Below are 17,711 nucleotides of genomic sequence, written 5' to 3' on the forward strand. Positions count from 1 at the left end.
CCCGCAACCCGGCGCGACACCCTCCGCTCCCGCCGCCGGCGCACTGCCGCTCCGGCCCGGCGAGCCGCCCGGTCCGCGTGACCCGGCCACCGCGCTCCACCCGACCTCAGACCGACCGGGCGGCCGACCGCCGCCCGCGGCAGACCATTCCCCTCGTACGCGAAACGGGAGTCCTTCCGTGATTGACACCATCCGACGCGACTCGCGTCGGCTGACCTTCCTCGTCCTCGCGGCCGGCGCCGGCTTCTTCGCGATGCTCCAGTCGCTGATCACCCCGGTGCTGCCCACCATCCAGCACGACCTGCACACCTCCCAGAACACCGTGACCTGGGTGCTGACCGCCTACCTGCTCTCCGCGTCGATCTTCACGCCGGTCCTCGGCCGGATCGGCGACATGGTCGGCAAGGAGCGGACGCTGGTCGTCTCCCTCGCCGCGCTCGCGCTCGGCTGCCTGCTGGCGGCCGTCGCGCCCAACATCGGCGTACTCATCGCCGCCCGGGTCGTCCAGGGCATCGGCGGCGCCGTCTTCCCGCTCTCGTTCGGCATCATCCGGGACGAGTTCCCCGCCGCACGGGTGAGCTCGGCGGTCGCGGCGATCTCGGCGATCGTCGCCGCCGGCGGCGGCCTCGGCGTCGTGCTGGCCGGCCCGATCGTCGCCACCGTGGGGTACCGCTGGCTGTTCTGGATCCCGATGGTCGTCGTCGGGCTCACCGCGCTCGCGGCGAACCGGTTCGTGCCGGAGTCGCCGGTCCGTACGCCGGGCCGGATCAACTGGGGGGCAACCCTGCTGCTCTCCGGCTGGCTGGTGGCGCTGCTGCTGCCGGTCAGCAAGGGCACCGTCTGGGGCTGGACCTCCGGCCGGGTGACGGGCCTGCTGCTGCTCGCCGGCGTACTGCTGGTCGGCTGGCTGGTGGCCGAGACCCGCGCCACCAACCCGCTGATCGACATGCGGATGATGCGCCTGCCCGGGGTGTGGACGACGAACCTGGTCGCCCTGCTCTACGGCGGTTCGATGTTCGCCGTCTACGCCTTCCTGCCGCAGTTCGTGCAGATCCCGACCAGCGCCGGATACGGCTTCGGCGCCAGCGTCACCCAGGCCGGGCTGCTGATGCTGCCGATGCTGGTCGGCATGTTCGTCGCCGGCATCGCCGCCGGACGACTGCAGGCCCGGTTCAGCGCCAAGGCACAACTGGCGACCGGTGCGGTGTTCAACGTGCTCGCCTCGGCCATGCTGACCGTCGCCCACGACACCCGCTGGGAGATCGGCGTGGCCGGCGGGCTGGTGGGACTGGGCATCGGGCTGGCGTTCGCCTCGATGGCCAACCTGATCGTGGCCACCGTGCCGCCCGGGCAGACCGGCGTGGCGACCGGCATGAACGCCAACATCCGCACCATCGGCGGTGCGATCGGCGCCGCGGTGGTCAGCGGCGTGATCACCGCCCACCCGCAGGCCGGCGGGCTGCCCCGCGAGGCCGGCTTCACCATGGGCTTCCTGCTGCTCACCGGCATCTCGCTGGCCGCCGCCGTGGCCGCCCTGATCGTCCCCTCCGGCCGCCGGGCGGTACGCGGACAGCGCGGTTCGCTGTCGACGCGCAGCGCCGAGCCCGAGCTGACCGGTGAACTCGCGACGGCGGGACGCTGATCCGCCGCGCCGGCGCGCAGCCGAAGTCCGCGGCGAAGATCCGGCCGACACATCAACTCCTGGACCGCTGACCGCGGCCGGGGCCCGCTCCGACACCTCGGGAGCGGACCCCGGCCGCGGGCCGGGTCAGCTGGTCGCCGGCACCCGTGACGCGGCCACCGGCGCCCCGGGCCGCCTCGAGCGCCCGGATGTGCCGGTACGCGAACCACAGCGGCGGGAACGCGCCGACGGCGAAGGAGAGGTCGACCAGCGTCCAGAACCAGGGGATGTCCCGGACCGGCCCGCAGATCAGCGCCAGCGGCACGATCCCGGCGCAGGCGATCATGCCGAGCTGGACCACCCAGACGTTGCGCACCGGGTCGCGCAGCGGCCCCCAGAAGGCCACCGCCAGCACCAGGTGGGCGAAGGCCAGCCAGTCGGTGCCCCGAACGGGTCGTACCCGGGCACGAAGATCATGACCTCGCTCACCCGGAGGAGGGGTACCTCACCGACCCGCTGGTGAGGCGCCGGCCAGCACCGCCGGAGCCGCACCGGACAACGCTGCCGGAGCCGCGCCGGACAGCACCGTCGAGGGCGCACCGGCCACCGGGGCCCGGGACGGAGCGGGCAGCGCCGCCGGCCGGGGCAGCGCCGCGTGGCGGGCGGCGCCCAGCCCGACGCTGGCCGGGCGGACGACGCGGGCGGCCCTGGCCACGACCCGGCGGCGGACGGCGGGCGCGGCCAGCGCCAGGGTGAACCGGCGCTCGCGCAGCCGGTCCAGGGCCACGCCGGCCACGACGGTGGCGACGGCGGTGACCGTGCCGGCGAGCACCAGGGTCTGCCGGGGTCCGACGTACTCGGCGAGCCAGCCGAGCAGTGGCGCGCCGACGGCGGCGGAGACCGAGCCGGTGACCGCCAGGGCGGCCAGCACCCGGCCGCGCATGGCGTACTCGGTGTCGAGCTGGGCGCGGGCGCCGACCGTGGTGTCGATGACCACCGCGGCGGCCGCCACGGGGAGGATCACCGCGGCGAAGCCCAGGGTGCCCGGGGCCAGCCCGGCGACGATCTGCAGGCTGCTGGCGAGCAGGCCGGCCCCGACCAGCATGCCGTAGCCCAACTCCCGGCGGCGGGCCGCGACGAGGGCACCGACCACCGTGCCGACGGCGAAGACGGTGGAGAGGAAGCCGTACCCGGACGCACCGCCGCGCAGCGGCCCGTCGCTCATCGCCGCCATGGTCACCTGGTAGTTGCGGCCCAGGCTGCCGAGCACGAACGACAGCGCCAGGGCGACCAGCACCACGGGCTGGCGCAGCAGGTAGCGGAAGCCGGCCCGGATGCCGCCGTCCGCCGGCGCCGCGTCGGCCGCCGCCGGCTCGCCGGTGTGCCGCTCCCCCTCGCGTACGGCGAACAGGGCGACGACGACCGCGACGAAGCTGGCGGAGTTGACGGCGAAGAGCAGCGCGGGGCCGACGGCGGCGACCACGACGGCGCCCAGGCTCATGCCGAGGATGCGGCCCGCGGAGTTGGTGAGCGAACCGAGCGCCAGCGCGTTGCCGAGGCTCTCCCGGTCCACCAGGGTTGACGCCCAGCGGCCCATCACCGGGCCCTCGATCGCCGACACCGCCCCGGTGACCAGCGAGATCGCGTAGATCGCCGGGAGACCGCCGGTGCCGGTGATGGCCACCACGGCCAGCCCGGCGGCGAGGGCCGCGTGCGCCGCCTGGGCGACGATCAGCAGCGGTTTGGCCGGCACCCGGTCGGCCAGCGCGCCGCCCCAGACGCTGAGCACCAGCGTGGGCAGCGCCTGGAGCAGGACGGTGAGCCCCATGGAGGTGGCGGATCCGGTTTTCGCCAGCACGTACCAGTTGACCCCGAGGACCTGCATCCAGGTCCCGATGATCGATACGAACCCGGCGCCGGCCCAGATCCGGTAGTTGCGGTGGCGCAGCGCGGCGAACGTGGCGCCGAGGGCCATGAGATTCCCCGTCCAGACGGTGACACGACGAAGCCGGACCCCGCAGGTCCGGCCGGTGGACAAGTCTGACAGCGTTTAAACCTATTTGCGCATTCCGTGAGGAGGCTCACCACCGCCCGGCACCCCTGCGCCGAAGCGCGAACGCCGACGTGAGGTGTCCGACGGGTCAGGACATCCCCACGTCGGCGATCCGACGTCGGTCGGGGTCAGCGGGCCGCGAGGGGCTGCTGGGCCGGGTCCACCGGCGCGGGCAGCTCGCCCACCCCGCCCAGGTACGCGTGGATGGCCGCGGCGGCGGCCCGCCCCTCGGCGATCGCCCAGACGATCAGCGACGCACCCCGGTGCATGTCCCCGGCGACGAAGACCCCGTCGACGTCGGTCTGCCAGTTGGGGCGGGCGTCCACCGCGCCGCGGCCGTTGCGGACCACCCCGAGCTGGGCCAGCAGCGGCTGCTCCTCGGTGCCGTCGAAGCCGATCGCCAGCAGCACCAGGTCGGCCGGGAGCTCCCGCTCGGAGCCGGGCAGCACGGTGACGGTCCGCCGGCCCTCCCGCTTCTCCACGGTCACCTCGGCGATGCGGACCGCCGTCACCTGGCCGGTGCCGTCGTCGACGAACTCCTGCACCGCCACGGCGAAGACCCGCTCCCCGCCCTCCTCGTGCGCCGGGTAGTTGCGCAGGATCCACGGCCACGTCGGCCACGGGTCCCGGGCGGCGTCCCGGCCGGCCGGCGGCTCCGGGTAGAGGTCGAGCTGGTGGACGCCGGCCGCCCCCTGCCGGTGGGCCACACCGAGGCAGTCGGCGGCGGTGTCACCACCGCCGATGATCACCACGTGCTTGCCGGCCGCGTCGATCGGCGTGCCGTCCGGGAGCACGGCCGGCGGCTGCCGGCCGTCCCCGGCCGCCGCGACGCTGGGCTGGCCGGCAGCCGCCGCGGCGACGGCGCGGTTCGCCGCCACCAGGTGCGCCATCGCCTGGTGTACGCCGCGCAGCGCCCGGCCCGGGGTCTCCGGGGTGTCCCGGCCCTGCAGCGCGCCGCAGGCGAGCAGCACCGCGTCGTGCTCGGCGCGCAACTCCTCCGCGGTCACGTCGACGCCGACGTTCACCCCGGTCCGGAAGCGCACCCCCTCGGCGGAGAGCTGGGCCAGCCGCCGGTCGATGTGCCGCTTCTCCAGCTTGAAGTCGGGGATGCCGTACCGGAGCAGGCCGCCGAGCGCGTCGTCCCGCTCGTACACGGTGACGTTGTGCCCGGCGCGGGCGAGCTGCTGCGCGGCGGCGAGCCCGGCGGGGCCGGAGCCGACCACGGCGACCGACCTGCCGGTCGGGGCCGGCACCGGGCGGGGGCGCAGCCCGCCGCGGGCCACCGCCGCGTCGGCGATCTCCACCTCGACCTGCTTGATGGTGACCGGCTGCTGGCCACCGAGGCCGAGCACGCACGCCGCCTCGCACGGCGCCGGGCAGAGCCGGCCGGTGAACTCGGGGAAGTTGTTGGTGGCGTGCAGCGACTCCACCGCGGCGTCCCAGTTGCCGGTGCGGACCAGGTCGTTCCAGTCCGGGATGCGGTTGCCCAGCGGGCAGCCGTCGTGGCAGAACGGGATGCCGCAGTCCATGCACCGGGTGGCCTGCTCGCGGATCAACTCCTCGCCGGCCTGCGGGTACACCTCCCGCCAGTCCATGATCCGCACCGGCACCGGGCGGCGCGCGGGCAGCCGCCGGTCGTAGCGCAGGAAACCGTTGGGGTCAGGCACGAGCCACCTCCTGGGCGACCGCCCGCGGGGCGGGCGGCACCGGCGCGGCGAGGGCACTCATCACCGCGTCGTCGATGTCGTGGCCGGCGGCTTCGGCGGCCCGCATGATCTCCAGCACCCGGCGGTAGTCCCGGGGCACCACGGCGGTGAACTCCTCCACCGCCTCCGGCCAGCGCTTGAGCAGCTCCTCGGCGACCGCCGAGTCGGTCTCGGCGAAGTGCCGCTGGACCAGCTCGTGCAGCCGGTCCCGCTCCTCCTCGCGCAGCGGCGACAGGTCGACCAGCTCGGTGTTGACCATCCGCCGGTCGAGCCGGTGCACGAACGCGGCGCCGCCGGACATGCCGGCGGCGAAGTTGCGCCCGGTCGAGCCCAGCACCACCACCGTGCCGCCGGTCATGTACTCGCAGCCATGGTCGCCGACGCCCTCGACGACGGCCACCGCGCCGGAGTTGCGCACCGCGAACCGCTCGCCGACCCGGCCGCGCAGGAACACCTCGCCGCCGGTCGCGCCGTACAGGATGGTGTTGCCGGCGATGATCTGGTCCTCGGCCCGCTCCCCCGGCCCGGCCGCGTCGTCCACGAACGGCGCGACGACGTCCGGGCGGACGACGATCCGGCCGCCGGAGAGGCCCTTGCCGAGGTAGTCGTTGGCGTCGCCGTGCAGGCGCAGGGTCACCCCGGGCGGCAGGAACGCGCCGAACGACTGGCCCGCGGTGCCGTGCAGCAGGAACTCGATGGTGTCGGCGGGCAGGCCGGCGCCGCCGAAGCGGCGGGTCACCTCGCCGCCGAGCATCGCGCCGACGCTGCGGTGCTCGTTGCGGACCGCCACCTGGACCCGGACCGGGGTGCCGTCCCGCAGCGCCGGCCCGGCCAGCGCGATGAGCTCGTTGTCCAGGGCCGCCGCCAGGCCGTGGTCCTGGGCCCGGATCCCCCGTCGGGCCGCGCCCTCGGGCAGCTCCGGCAGGTGCAGGACCCGGCTGAGGTCGAGGCCATGGCCCTTCCAGTGGTCGACGGCCGGAAGGACGTCGAGCAGCTCCGTGTGCCCGATGGCCTCCTCGATGCTGCGGAAGCCGAGCTCGGCCAGGTAGCCCCGGACCTCCTCGGCGAGGAAGAGGAAGAAGTTCTCCACGAACTCCGGCTTGCCGGTGAAGCGCTCGCGCAGCACCGGGTTCTGGGTGGCGATGCCGACCGGACAGGTGTCCAGGTGGCAGACCCGCATCATCACGCAGCCCTCGACGATCAGCGGGGCGGTGGCGAAGCCGAACTCCTCCGCACCGAGCAGCGCCGCGACCAGCACGTCCCGGCCGGTCTTGAGCTGGCCGTCGACCTGCACGGTGACCCGGTCGCGGAGCTTGTTGAGCAGCAGCGTCTGCTGCGCCTCGGCCAGACCCAGCTCCCACGGGGTGCCGGCGTGCTTCAGCGAGTTGAGCGGGGACGCGCCGGTGCCGCCGTCGTGGCCGGAGATCAGGATGACATCGGCCTTGAGCTTGGCCACGCCGGCCGCGACCGTGCCCACGCCGACCTCGCTGACCAGCTTGACGTGCACCCGGGCGGCCGGGTTGACGCACTTCAGGTCGTGGACGAGCTGGGCCAGGTCCTCGATGGAGTAGATGTCGTGGTGCGGCGGCGGGGAGATCAGGCCGACCCCTGGGGTGGCGTGCCGGGTACGGGCGATCCACGGCCAGACCTTGTTGCCGGGGAGCTGGCCGCCCTCGCCGGGCTTGGCGCCCTGGGCCATCTTGATCTGCAGGTCGTCGGCGTTGACCAGGTATTCGCTGGTCACGCCGAACCGGCCGCTGGCGATCTGCTTGACCGCCGAGCGCCGCTCGGGGTCGTGCAGCCGCTCGACGTCCTCGCCGCCCTCGCCGGTGTTGGACTTGCCGCCGAGGCGGTTCATCGCGATGGCGAGGGTCTCGTGCGCCTCGGCCGAGATCGACCCGTACGACATGGCGCCGGTGGCGAACCGCTTGACGATCTCGCTGGCCGGCTCCACCTCCTCCAAGGGCACCGCCGGGCGTACGCCGGTGCGCAGGGTGAACAGGCCGCGCAGCGAGCCGGCCCGGGCGGCCAGCTCGTCGACCTTGGCGGTGTACTGCCGGAAGATGTCGTACTGGCGGCTGCGGGTGGCGTGCTGCAGCAGGAAGACCGTCTCCGGGTTGAACAGGTGCAGCTCACCCTCGCGGCGCCACTGGTACTCGCCGCCGACCTCCAGCCGGTCCGAGGGCTGCGCCCCGGGGGCCGGCCAGGCGAGGCCGTGCCGGGCGGCCACTTCGGCGTGGATCTCGGTCAGCCCGATGCCGCTGATCGTGCTCGGGGTGCCCCGGAAGTAGCGCTCGACCAGCCGGGTGTCCAGACCGACCGCCTCGAAGACCTGCGCGCCACAGTACGACGAGACCGTCGAGATGCCCATCTTGGACATGATCTTCAGGACGCCCTTGCCGAGCGCCTTGACGTAGTTGCGGACGGCCTTCTCCGGGTCGACGCCGACCAGCGCCCCAGCGGCCTTCATTCGGTCCGGAGCGCCGCCAGGCGGCGCGGAGGCCGAATTATGGCCGTTCAAGATCATGTCCTCCACCGACTCGAAGGCCAGGTACGGGTTGACCGCCGCCGCGCCGTACCCGATCAGCACGGCCGCGTGGTGCACCTCCCGGCAGTCGCCGGACTCCACGATCAGCGCCACCTGGGTCCGCGTCTGCTCGCGCACCAGGTGCTGGTGCACCGCCGCGGTGAGCAGCAGCGACGGGATCGGGGCCAGGTCGGCGTTGGAGTCCCGGTCGGACAGGACGAGGATGCGCACCCCGTCCTCGATCGCCTCGGAGACGTGCCGGCAGATCTCGGTGAGCCGGGCCCTGATGCCGGCCCCGCCGTCGCGGACCCGGTAGAGCCCGGAGACCCGGACCGCCTTGAAACCGGGCAGGTCGCCGTCCTCGTCGATGGAGAGGATCTTGGCCAGCTCGTCGTTGTCGATCACCGGGTACGGCAGCACGATCTGCCGGCAGCTCGCCGGTCCCGGGTCGAGCAGGTTGCCCTCCGGCCCGATGGTGGACGCCAGGCTGGTCACCAGCTCCTCCCGGATGGCGTCCAGCGGGGGGTTGGTGACCTGGGCGAAGAGCTGGTGGAAGTAGTCGTAGAGCAGCCGCGGCCGGGTGGACAGCGGGGCGATCGGGGTGTCGGTGCCCATCGAGCCGATCGGCTCCGCGCCGCTGCGGGCCATCGGGGCGAGCAGGATCTTCAGCTCCTCCTCGGTGTAGCCGAACGTCTGCTGCCGGCGGCGCACCGAGTCGTGGGTGTAGACGATGTGCTCACGCGGCGGCAGCTCGTCCAGCTCGATCAGGCCGGCGTGCAGCCACTCGTCGTACGGCCGGGCGGCGGCCAGCTCGGTCTTGATCTCGTCGTCCTGGACGATCCGGCCGTTGACCGTGTCGACCAGGAACATCTTCCCCGGCTGGAGGCGGCCCTTGGCCACCACGGTGGCCGGGTCGAGGTCGAGCACGCCCGCCTCGCTGCCCAGCACCACCAGGCCGTCGGCGGTACGCCACCAGCGGCCGGGGCGCAGCCCGTTGCGGTCGAGCACCGCGCCGACGATCTCGCCGTCGGTGAAGGCGACCGAGGCGGGGCCGTCCCAGGGCTCCATCAGGCTGGCGTGGAAGCGGTAGAAGGCGCGCTTGTCGGCGCGCATGTCCGGGTCGTTCTCCCACGCCTCGGGGATCATCATCAGCACCGCGTGCGGCAGGCTCCGTCCGGCCAGGTGCAGCAGCTCGAGGACCTCGTCGAAGTTGGCCGAGTCGGAGGCCTCGGGGGTGCAGACCGGAAAGACCCGGCGGATGTTGCCGGGGAGGTTCCCGCTGCGCAGCAGCGCCTCGCGGGCCTGCATCCAGTTCCGGTTGCCGCGGATCGTGTTGATCTCGCCGTTGTGCGCGATGAACCGGTACGGGTGGGCCAACGGCCAGGACGGGAAGGTGTTGGTGGAGAACCGCGAGTGCACCAGGGCGATCGCGCTGACCACCCGCTCGTCGGTCAGCTCCGGGTAGAACTCCGGGAGCTGGTCCGGGGTGAGCATGCCCTTCCACACCATGGTCCGGCCGGACAGCGACGGGAAGTACGCCGGCACGCCCCGCTCGGCGGTCTCCCGCTCGGCCTGCTTGCGCACGCAGAACGCCACCCGGTCCAGCTCGAGCCCGCTCAGCGGGGAGCCGGCCGGACCGGCGGGCGAGTCGGTGAGCCGGTGCGCGGCGAGGAAGAGCTGCCGGACCCGGGGCATCGCCGCGAGGGCGGTCTCGCCGAGGCCGGCCGGGTCGGTCGGGACGTCCCGCCAGCCGAGGACGTCGGCCCCCTCGACCAGCGCGTACTTCTCCACCACCTGGCGGGCGCGGGCCTCGGCGGCGTCGTCGTCGGGAAGGAAGACCAGGCCGGTGGCGTACTGACCCGCCGGCGGCAGGGCGAAGTCGACGACCGCGCGAAGGAACGCGTCCGGCACCTGGATCATGATCCCCGCGCCGTCACCGGTGTTGTGCTCCGCGCCCCGGGCACCCCGGTGGTCCAACCGGCAGAGCGCCCCGAGGCCGTTGACGACGACCTCGTGCGACCGGCGTCCGTGCAGGTCGGCCACGAAGGCCACGCCGCACGCGTCGTGCTCGTGCGCGGCGTCGTACAGCCCCGCGTGCGGGGCCGGCTGGGGGCTGAGAGGGTACGGAAAGGCCACCGGGCCTCCTGTCGTCACTCAGGTTGGATCATGGTCGGGACGACGTCGGCCCTACGTGGGTTTTATTGAGTCTACGTTAGGGCGTCCGGCGCAAGGCCAGTTCAGATTGATCACACTTCCAGCATCTGGGACGTGTAGTCTCGCGCGGTGGATGTCGTACGCGCTGACGTGCTCGACCGGTTGGAGCGGTTCTACGACGCGGTGCCCCGGGACGCGGCCCGTGCGGAGGAGTACGGGCCGCTGGTGCTGTTCGTCCGGGACGGCGCCGGATGGCCGTTCTACGCCCGCCCCCGGCTCGACGCGACCGAGCCGCCCTCGCTCGCCGACGTGACCGCGGTCCGGGCCCGCCAGCGGGAGCTGGGCCTGCCGGAGGCGTTCGAGTGGGTGCACGAGGTCACCCCTGAGCTGCTCGCCGTGGCCCGCTCGGCGGGGCTGTCGGTGCTGGAGGCACCACTCATGGTGCTCGACCCGGCACGCCTGCCCGATCCGATGACGCTCAGCGACGTACCGGTGCGGATCCTCGACCCGGCGGACCCCGGCTTCGCGGCCGACGTGGCAGTCCGACGGGCCGTCGCGGCGGTCGGCTTCTCCAACGGCGGCACCGCGCGCGGCGAGGCCGGCCCGGCCGAGCGGGACGCGGCGGTCGCGCGCCTGGACGTGGTCGCGCTGGAGGAGGAGGCGGTCCGGATCGCCGACGGCCGGCGCATCTCCGTGCTCGCCGATATCCCCGAGCAGGGAGCGCTGGCCAGCGGGATGGCGATGCGGGTCGACGACGTGGCGGAGATCGCCGGGGTGGCCACCCTGCCGCTGGCCCGCCGGCGGGGCCTCGGGGCGGCGGTCACCGCCACCCTCGCCCACGAACTGCTCGCGGCCGGCACCGACCTGGTCCTGCTCTCCGCCGGCAGCGAGGAGATCGCCCGGGTCTACCTGCGGGTCGGCTTCCGCCGCGTCGGCACCGCCTGCATCGCCGAACCGGCCGCCCTGATCGGCTGAGCCTCGCCAGCCCCGCGGGTCAGGCGGGCGGGTGCCAGGAGGCGGCGGCCGCCGCCGCGGTGTTGCGCAGCCGGGGGCTGATCGTGCCGAGGGCGGCGTCACGGGCGCGCAGCGCCAGCCGCCCCCGGGTCTGCAGCACCGCCGCCATCCGACGGGTCTGCCGCACCATGGTCGCCGCGCGGGGCCGGCGCACCCGGTCGTACGCGGCCACCGCGTCGGGGAGCCGGGACTCGCGCAGCAGCGAGGAGAGGGTGGCCGCGTCCTCGAAGGCGAGGCAGGCGCCCTGCCCGAGGTGCGGCGGCATGGCGTGCGCGGCGTCGCCGAGCAGCACCACCCCGCCCGGACCGGCCGGGAAGCCGTACGCCCGGGGCAGCGGCCGCAGCTCGCGGATCTCCTGCTGCACCAGGTCCGCCGGGTCGGTGGCGTCGAGCAGCTCGGCGATCGGGGCGGGCCAGCCCGCGTACCAGCGCTTCAGTAGGGCGAGCTGGGTCTCCGGCGGCTCCGGGCGAGGCGCTCCGGCGGCCGTGGCCACCCAGTAGACGCCGCCCCGGCTGGACCCGCCAGCCGCGCCGCGCTCACCGAGCGAGGCGGCCACGAAGCGGTAGCCCGCGCCGAGCACCTCCCTGCCCACCTGCTGCTCGGCGGCGAGCCGGGGCACCCGGTACCAGGGGATCACCGCCCGCCAGGCGGCGCAGCCGGAGCTGACCACCGCCGCCTCGGGCGCGAGCTGGCGGCGGATCTCGCTGTCGGTGCCGTCGGCGGCAACCACCAGGTCGGCCTCGATGGTGTGCCGGCCGTCGCCGACCGCCGGACGCTCCCCGGAGACCGCGCGCACGGTGCGCACGGTCACCCCGGTACGCAGCTCGACCCGGTCGCCCAGCCCGGCGATGAGCGCGTCGTGCAGGTCCTCCCGGTGCACCACGACCGGCATCCGCTCGGCCGGGGTGGGGCGGGGCTGGACCAGCCAGTGCCCGTCGGGGCGGCGTACCCCGCCGTCGGGCAGCGGGGTGGCGATCGCGTCCAACCCGGCGCCGAGCCCGAGGGCGCGCAGCGCGCGTACCCCGTTGGGCCAGAGCACGACGGCGGTCGGCTCCGGGCGGACCCGGTCGGCCCGTTCGAGGAGGGTGACCCGCCACCCGGAGCGGGCCAGCACCCCGGCCACCGCCAGCCCGCCGAGGCCGGCGCCGACCACCACCGCGGTACGCACGACTCCCCCGCTCAGCTGTCCCGGTCGGCGGGGCGGGCGCCGGCGGCGCCGGCCCGGTCGTCCTCGGCAGGCGTTGCCGGGGCGCCGGCGTCCCGGTCGCCGGCCGGCGCGGCGGTCGCGTCGCCGGCCGCGGCCTCGGACCGGGCCTCGGCGTCCGCGCCGGGCTCAGCGGCGTCCGCGGCCGGCTCCTCGTCGGGGACCGCCCCCGTCTCCCGGTACGCGCGGAATTGCTCCTCGGTCACCACCCGGTAGCCCTCCGGCGCGACCGCCCGCGGACCGGCCTCCCGGGCGGCGAGGTCGACCTGTGACACGTCGCCGCCGGCCGGCGGCACCGGGGCGGCCGGGACGCCGACCGGGACCAGGTACTCCCGGGGACCACGGACCCGCACGAAGTAGACCAGGGCGCCGAGGAAGACCAGCGCCGCGGTCCACACGTTGAGCCGGAGGCCGAGGATGTGGTTGGCCTCGTCGGTGCGCATCAGCTCGATCCAGAACCGACCCGCGGTGTAGCCCATCACGTAGAGGGCGAAGGCGCGGCCCCGGCCGAACCGTAGCTTCCGGTCGAGGAAGAAGACCAGGGCGGCGACGCCAACATTCCAGAGCGCCTCGTAGAGGAAGGTCGGGTGGTAGAGCCCGGGCTGGAGGACCGGGTTGCCGGCGTCGTCACGCAGCGCGTGGCCGGGGTTGTCCGGGTCCATCACGTGCACCTCGAGCCCCCAGGGCAGGCCGGTGCGGCCGCCGTAGAGCTCGTTGTTGAACCAGTTGCCGAGCCGGCCGACCGCCTGGGCCAGCGGCAGGCCCGGGGCCAGCGCGTCAGCCACCACGCCCAACGGGATGCCGAGCTGCCGGGCCGCGATCCAGGCGCCGATCGCCCCGCCGGCGACCGCACCCCAGATGCCGAGCCCGCCCTCCCAGATGGCGAACGCCTTGAGCGGCTGGCCGTGCTCGCCGAAGTACTTCTCGGGCGAAGTGATCACGTGGTAGATCCGCGCGCCGACGATGCCGGCCGGCACCGCCCAGACCGCGATGTCGAGCACCGCGCCCGGGGCGACGCCGCGCTGGCGGAGCCGGCGCTCGGTGACCACGCAGGCCACCACGATGCCGACGATGATGCAGAGTGCGTACGCCCGGACCGGAACGGGTCCGAGCTGCCAGACGGCGGTGCTGGGGCTGGGCAGGGCCGCCAGTGGGGTCATCGGGGCGAGGGTCACGGGTCAACACGCTACCGCTGCCGACGGTGCTCGCGGCACCCCGGTCCGGTCGGGTTCGCGAGCCGCATGACTTGGGGTTTGCACCGCCGTAGGCTCTTTGTCCATGAGCGTGCTCCGCTGGGCGGTCGCCGCGGTCGTCGTCGACCAGGCCGGTCGGGTGCTGCTCTGCCGGCAGGCCGGCCCCGGCCGGCGCTGGGCGCTGCCCGGCGGGCGGCCGCGTCACGACGAGAGCCCGCTCGCCGCCGCCGGCCGCGAGATCCTCGCCGAGACCGGCTGGGAGGTCGACCTCGTCGACCTGGTCGGCCTCTACCGGCTCGGCGTGCCCGACGCTCCGCCGCCACCGGCCGGCCGCTGCGGCGCGCCGGCGGACGTGCTGGTCCACGTGTTCCGCGCCCAGGTCCGCGCCGACGGCCCGACCGCCACCCCGGTCGGCGGCTGCCAACTCGCCTGGCACCCGCCGGACGCGCTCCCCGACGCGCTGACCCCGACCACCCGGGCCGCCCTGGCCGACGCCCTCGCCGGCCGCTCCGGCGTGCTGCGCGAGCCGGCTGCGGAGACGTCCGCCGCCGCCGGCGCGGAGCCCACCGGCGGCGCGGAGCCCACCAGCGACACAGAGGCCACCAACGGCACAGAGGCCACCAGCGGCGCGGGCGCTCCCCCCGGTCAGCGCGCCGCCGGCACACTGCCGACCAGCCAGCGGTGACGCCCGACCCCGGGCGGTCGGAGCGGAGGCGACATCACTCGACGCGCCTGTGGAGCTGATGTCGTGAACGACTCACCCCGGCTGCGGCGGCCCTGTCCCCCGACGCGCCGCCGGACGGGACGTCGCGCCCGTCACCCGCGCCGACCTGGACCTTCCCGGCCACGGACCGGAGCGCACGCGGGCGGGGACGGGACCGCCGGGACCCGCGACGGCGCGACGTGATGTCGCAGACGACTCAGCTCGAAAGGAGCAGAACAGCGATGCCTCGGCCGACGCGGCGGCGCGCCACCGACGCCAGGGCCGGGCCCGCCGGTGCGGGACCAGGACCGGGTCAGCGGACCGGGTTGCGGACGCCCTCGGCGAGTTCGGCGCTCAGTGTCCGCAGGGCGGCCAGGCCGGCGGCCTGGTCCGGGGCGTCCAGCAGGCACCGGACCAGCGCGCTGCCGACGATGACGCCGTCGGCGTACCCGGCGACGGTGCCGGCCTGCGCGCCGGTGCCCACGCCCAGCCCGACGCCGACCGGCAGGTCGGTGACCTCGCGCAGCCGGGAGACCAGGATCGGGGCCGCCTGGGAGGTCTGCGCCCGGGCGCCGGTGACCCCCATGATGGCGGTGGCGTAGACGAAGCCACGGCAGTGCTCGACGGTCATCGCCAGCCGGGCGTCGGTGGACGACGGGGAGACCAGGAACGTGCGGTCCAGGCCGTACGCATCGGAGGCGGCCAGCCACTCGCCGGCCTCGTCCGGGATCAGGTCCGGGGTGATCAGGCCGGTGCCTCCGGCGGCGGCGAGGTCGCGGGCGAAGGCGTCCACGCCGTACTGCTCGATCGGGTTCCAGTAGGTCATGGTGACCACCTGGGCGCCGGTCGCCGCGACCGCCTCGACGATGCGCAGGGTGTCGGCCGTCCGCACGCCGCCGGCCAGGGCGATGTCGCTGGCCTTCTGGATGACCGGGCCGTCCATCACCGGGTCGGAGTACGGGATCTCCACCTCGATGACGTCCACGCCCGCCTCGACCATGGCCGTCATGGCGGCGATGCTGCCCTCGACGGTCGGGAAACCGGCCGGCATGCAGCCGACCAGGACGGCCCGCCCGTCGGCGCGTGCCTTGTCGAAGGCGACCCCGATCCGGCTCACGATCTCACTGCTCCTTGTCGAGGATGCCGAAGTAACCACCGGCGGTGTGCACGTCCTTGTCGCCCCGGCCGGAGAGGTTGACCACGATGACCGGCTCCCGGCCCAGCTCGGCGGCAAGCCGGGGGGCGATCTTCAGGGCGCCGGCCAGCGCGTGCGAGCTCTCGATCGCCGGGATGATCCCCTCGGTGCGGCAGAGCATCTCGAACGCGGCCATCGCCTCGTCGTCGTTGACCGGCAGGTACGTCGCCCGGCCGCTGTCGTGCAGCCAGGCGTGCTCCGGCCCGACGCCCGGATAGTCCAGGCCGGCCGAGATCGAGTGCGACTCGATCGTCTGGCCGTCCTCGTTCTGCAGCACGTATGTCCGGGTGCCGTGCAGCACGCCGGAGGAGCCGCCGGTGATGCTGGCCGCGTGCCGGCCGGTCTCGACACCCTCGCCGCCGGCCTCGAAGCCGTACAGCCGCACCCCGGTGTCGGGGACGAAGGCGTGGAAGATGCCGAGCGCGTTGGAGCCGCCACCCACGCAGGCCGCGACCGCGTCGGGCAGCGCGCCGGTGAGGTCGAGGCACTGCCGGCGGGCCTCCTCGCCGATGCCCCGCACGAAGTCCCGGACCATCTCCGGGAACGGGTGCGGACCGGCGGCGGTACCGATCAGGTAGTGGGTGTCGTCGACGTTGGCGACCCAGTCCCGCATCGCCTCGTTCATCGCGTCCTTGAGGGTCCGCGAGCCGGTGGTGACCGGGACGACGGTGGCGCCGAGCATCCGCATCCGGGCCACGTTGAGCGCCTGCCGCTCGGTGTCCACCTCGCCCATGTAGACCACGCACTCGAGGTCGAACAGGGCGGCGGCGGTGGCGGTGGCCACGCCGTGCTGGCCGGCGCCGGTCTCGGCGATCACCCGGGTCTTGCCCATCCGCTTGGTGAGCAGGGCCTGACCGAGCACGTTGCGCACCTTGTGCGCGCCGGTGTGGTTGAGGTCCTCCCGTTTGAGCAGGATCCGCGCCCCGGCCTTGGCGGAGAACCGCCGGGCCTCGTAGAGCCGCGAGGGGGTGCCCGCGTAGTCGCGCAGCAGGGCGTCGAACTCGGCGAGGAAGGTCTCGTCGGTCATCGCCTTGCGGTACGCCGCGTCCAACTCGTCCAGCGCGGCGACCAGCGCCTCGGGGACGAACCGGCCACCGAACCGGCCGAAGTGCCCGGCGGCGTCGGGGGCCTGGCGGGCTCCGGTCGAGGCGTCGACGCTCATCGCGGTGTCCTCTCCTCAGGTGTCGGGACCCGGCGCGGGTCAGCGCACCGGGCGGGGCGTGGCCGGGTGGTTACCGGCGTTGACCAGCTCGGCGACCGCCTCGCGGGGGCTCTTCTGGGTGACCAGGCCCTCGCCGACCAGGACCGCGTCGGCGCCCGCCGAGGCGTACCGGATGAGGTCGTGCGGGCCGCGCACGCCGGACTCGGCGATCTTGACGACGCGGCTCGGCAGGCCGGGCGCGATCCGCTCGAACACCGAGCGGTCGACCTCCAGGGTACGCAGGTCACGGGCGTTGACCCCGATCACCTGCGCGCCGGCCTCCAGGGCCCGGTCGGCCTCCTCCTCGGTGTGCACCTCGACCAGCGCGGTCATGCCGAGCGACTCGATCCGCTCCAGCAGCCCGACCAGCACGTTCTGCTCCAGCGCGGCGACGATCAGCAGCACCAGGTCGGCGCCGTGCGCCCGCGCCTCGTGCACCTGGTAGCTGGAGACCACGAAGTCCTTACGGAGCACCGGGATGTTCACCGCGGCCCGCACGGCGGCCAGGTCGTCCAGCGACCCGCCGAACCAGCGGCCCTCGGTCAGCACGCTGATCGCCCGCGCGCCACCGGCCGCGTAGTCGCCGGCCAGGTCGGCCGGGTCGGCGATCTCGGCCAGCCGCCCCTTGGACGGCGAGGAGCGCTTGACCTCGGCGATCACGGCCACGCCGGGCCGGCGCAGGGCCGCGTACGCGTCCAACGGCGGCGGTGCGGCGGCGGCCAGCTCCCGGATCCGCTCCAGCGGAACCTGCGCCTGGCGCCGTGCCACGTCCTCCTGGACGCCGGCCAGGATCTCGTCGAGCACGCTTGCGGACGCCGCCGAACCGGCGTCGTCCCCCTCCGCGTGCGCATGCTCAGCAGTCACCAACGGACTCCCCTCTCCGGGTGTCATGGGCCGATGCTAGGTGGCGTCACCTGGCGACAAGTCCCGGGGGTATGGCGCTCCTCACGAAATGGGCTGTGGCATGATGACCGACTTCCGGTGAACGCGGTGTCACGCAGCGCCACCGCGTCGATCGACCGCCGTCACCCGGGCGCGCCGCACGTGCCGGCCCCGACATCGACAGCCGCCCATGATTTATCTCACCACGCCTGCCCCGACCGCGCAGGACGGTGACGTTCCTCGATGCTGTGAGCAAGC

At 74.5% G+C, this 17,711-nt stretch carries 11 protein-coding genes and 1 pseudogene; 3 read left to right on the plus strand and 9 right to left on the minus strand.

Annotated elements, in window-relative coordinates:
• Window positions 1–178: 178 nt before the first annotated feature.
• Window positions 179–1,642: an MFS transporter gene (locus ACFYOS_RS09325; RefSeq protein WP_387137516.1), complete on the plus strand. Its 1,464-nt coding sequence runs from the start codon at window positions 179–181 to the stop codon at window positions 1,640–1,642.
• Between the two features lie 52 nt (window positions 1,643–1,694).
• Here ACFYOS_RS09325 and ACFYOS_RS09330 read toward each other — a convergent pair.
• The 4 genes and pseudogenes from ACFYOS_RS09330 to gltB form a co-directional block, all read right to left on the minus strand.
• Window positions 1,695–2,066: pseudogene (locus tag ACFYOS_RS09330) on the minus strand (hypothetical protein); the annotation flags it as partial.
• Window positions 2,067–2,126: 60 nt separating this feature from the next.
• Window positions 2,127–3,596 (minus strand): MFS transporter, encoded by a 1,470-nt coding sequence (locus ACFYOS_RS09335; protein ID WP_387137519.1) that lies wholly within the window; start codon window positions 3,594–3,596, stop codon window positions 2,127–2,129.
• A gap of 206 nt (window positions 3,597–3,802) precedes the next feature.
• Window positions 3,803–5,341, minus strand: coding sequence for a glutamate synthase subunit beta (locus tag ACFYOS_RS09340; protein WP_387137522.1), 1,539 nt, complete (start codon window positions 5,339–5,341; stop codon window positions 3,803–3,805).
• Window positions 5,334–10,043, minus strand: coding sequence for a glutamate synthase large subunit (gene gltB / locus ACFYOS_RS09345; protein WP_387137525.1), 4,710 nt, complete (start codon window positions 10,041–10,043; stop codon window positions 5,334–5,336). The genes ACFYOS_RS09340 and gltB overlap by 8 nt, the downstream gene beginning before the upstream one ends.
• A gap of 147 nt (window positions 10,044–10,190) precedes the next feature.
• Here gltB and ACFYOS_RS09350 point away from each other — a divergent pair, with 147 nt between their 5' ends.
• On the plus strand, window positions 10,191–11,036 hold the full coding sequence (locus ACFYOS_RS09350; protein ID WP_387137528.1) for a GNAT family N-acetyltransferase: 846 nt from the start codon (window positions 10,191–10,193) through the stop codon (window positions 11,034–11,036).
• A gap of 19 nt (window positions 11,037–11,055) precedes the next feature.
• Here the strand turns inward: ACFYOS_RS09350 and ACFYOS_RS09355 are convergent, their stop codons facing one another.
• Both ACFYOS_RS09355 and lgt read right to left on the minus strand, forming a co-directional pair.
• Window positions 11,056–12,243, minus strand: coding sequence for an FAD-dependent oxidoreductase (locus ACFYOS_RS09355; protein WP_387137530.1), 1,188 nt, complete (start codon window positions 12,241–12,243; stop codon window positions 11,056–11,058).
• Between the two features lie 11 nt (window positions 12,244–12,254).
• Entirely contained in the window at window positions 12,255–13,454 is a 1,200-nt protein-coding gene (gene lgt, locus ACFYOS_RS09360) for a prolipoprotein diacylglyceryl transferase (protein ID WP_387137533.1), read from the minus strand.
• Window positions 13,455–13,557: 103 nt separating this feature from the next.
• Here lgt and ACFYOS_RS09365 point away from each other — a divergent pair, with 103 nt between their 5' ends.
• The gene (locus ACFYOS_RS09365; protein WP_387137536.1) at window positions 13,558–14,157 is read left to right on the plus strand and encodes an NUDIX hydrolase; all 600 of its coding nucleotides are present in this window, start codon (window positions 13,558–13,560) and stop codon (window positions 14,155–14,157) included.
• 331 nt (window positions 14,158–14,488) lie between these two features.
• On the opposite strand, the gene trpA is transcribed toward ACFYOS_RS09365, so the two are convergent.
• From trpA to trpC, 3 genes are read right to left on the minus strand one after another with little or no spacing between them, the layout of a single operon-like run.
• A complete protein-coding gene (gene trpA / locus ACFYOS_RS09370) occupies window positions 14,489–15,292 on the minus strand; it encodes a tryptophan synthase subunit alpha (RefSeq protein ID WP_387137539.1) in 804 nt (267 codons plus the stop codon).
• A gap of 4 nt (window positions 15,293–15,296) precedes the next feature.
• Window positions 15,297–16,532: a tryptophan synthase subunit beta gene (trpB, locus tag ACFYOS_RS09375; protein ID WP_387137542.1), complete on the minus strand. Its 1,236-nt coding sequence runs from the start codon at window positions 16,530–16,532 to the stop codon at window positions 15,297–15,299.
• A gap of 39 nt (window positions 16,533–16,571) precedes the next feature.
• Entirely contained in the window at window positions 16,572–17,375 is an 804-nt protein-coding gene (gene trpC / locus ACFYOS_RS09380) for an indole-3-glycerol phosphate synthase TrpC (RefSeq protein WP_387137915.1), read from the minus strand.
• Window positions 17,376–17,711: the final 336 nt, after the last annotated feature.

Source organism: Micromonospora sp. NPDC005806 (assembly GCF_042871425.1).
Classification (GTDB): Bacteria; Actinomycetota; Actinomycetes; order Mycobacteriales; family Micromonosporaceae; genus Micromonospora.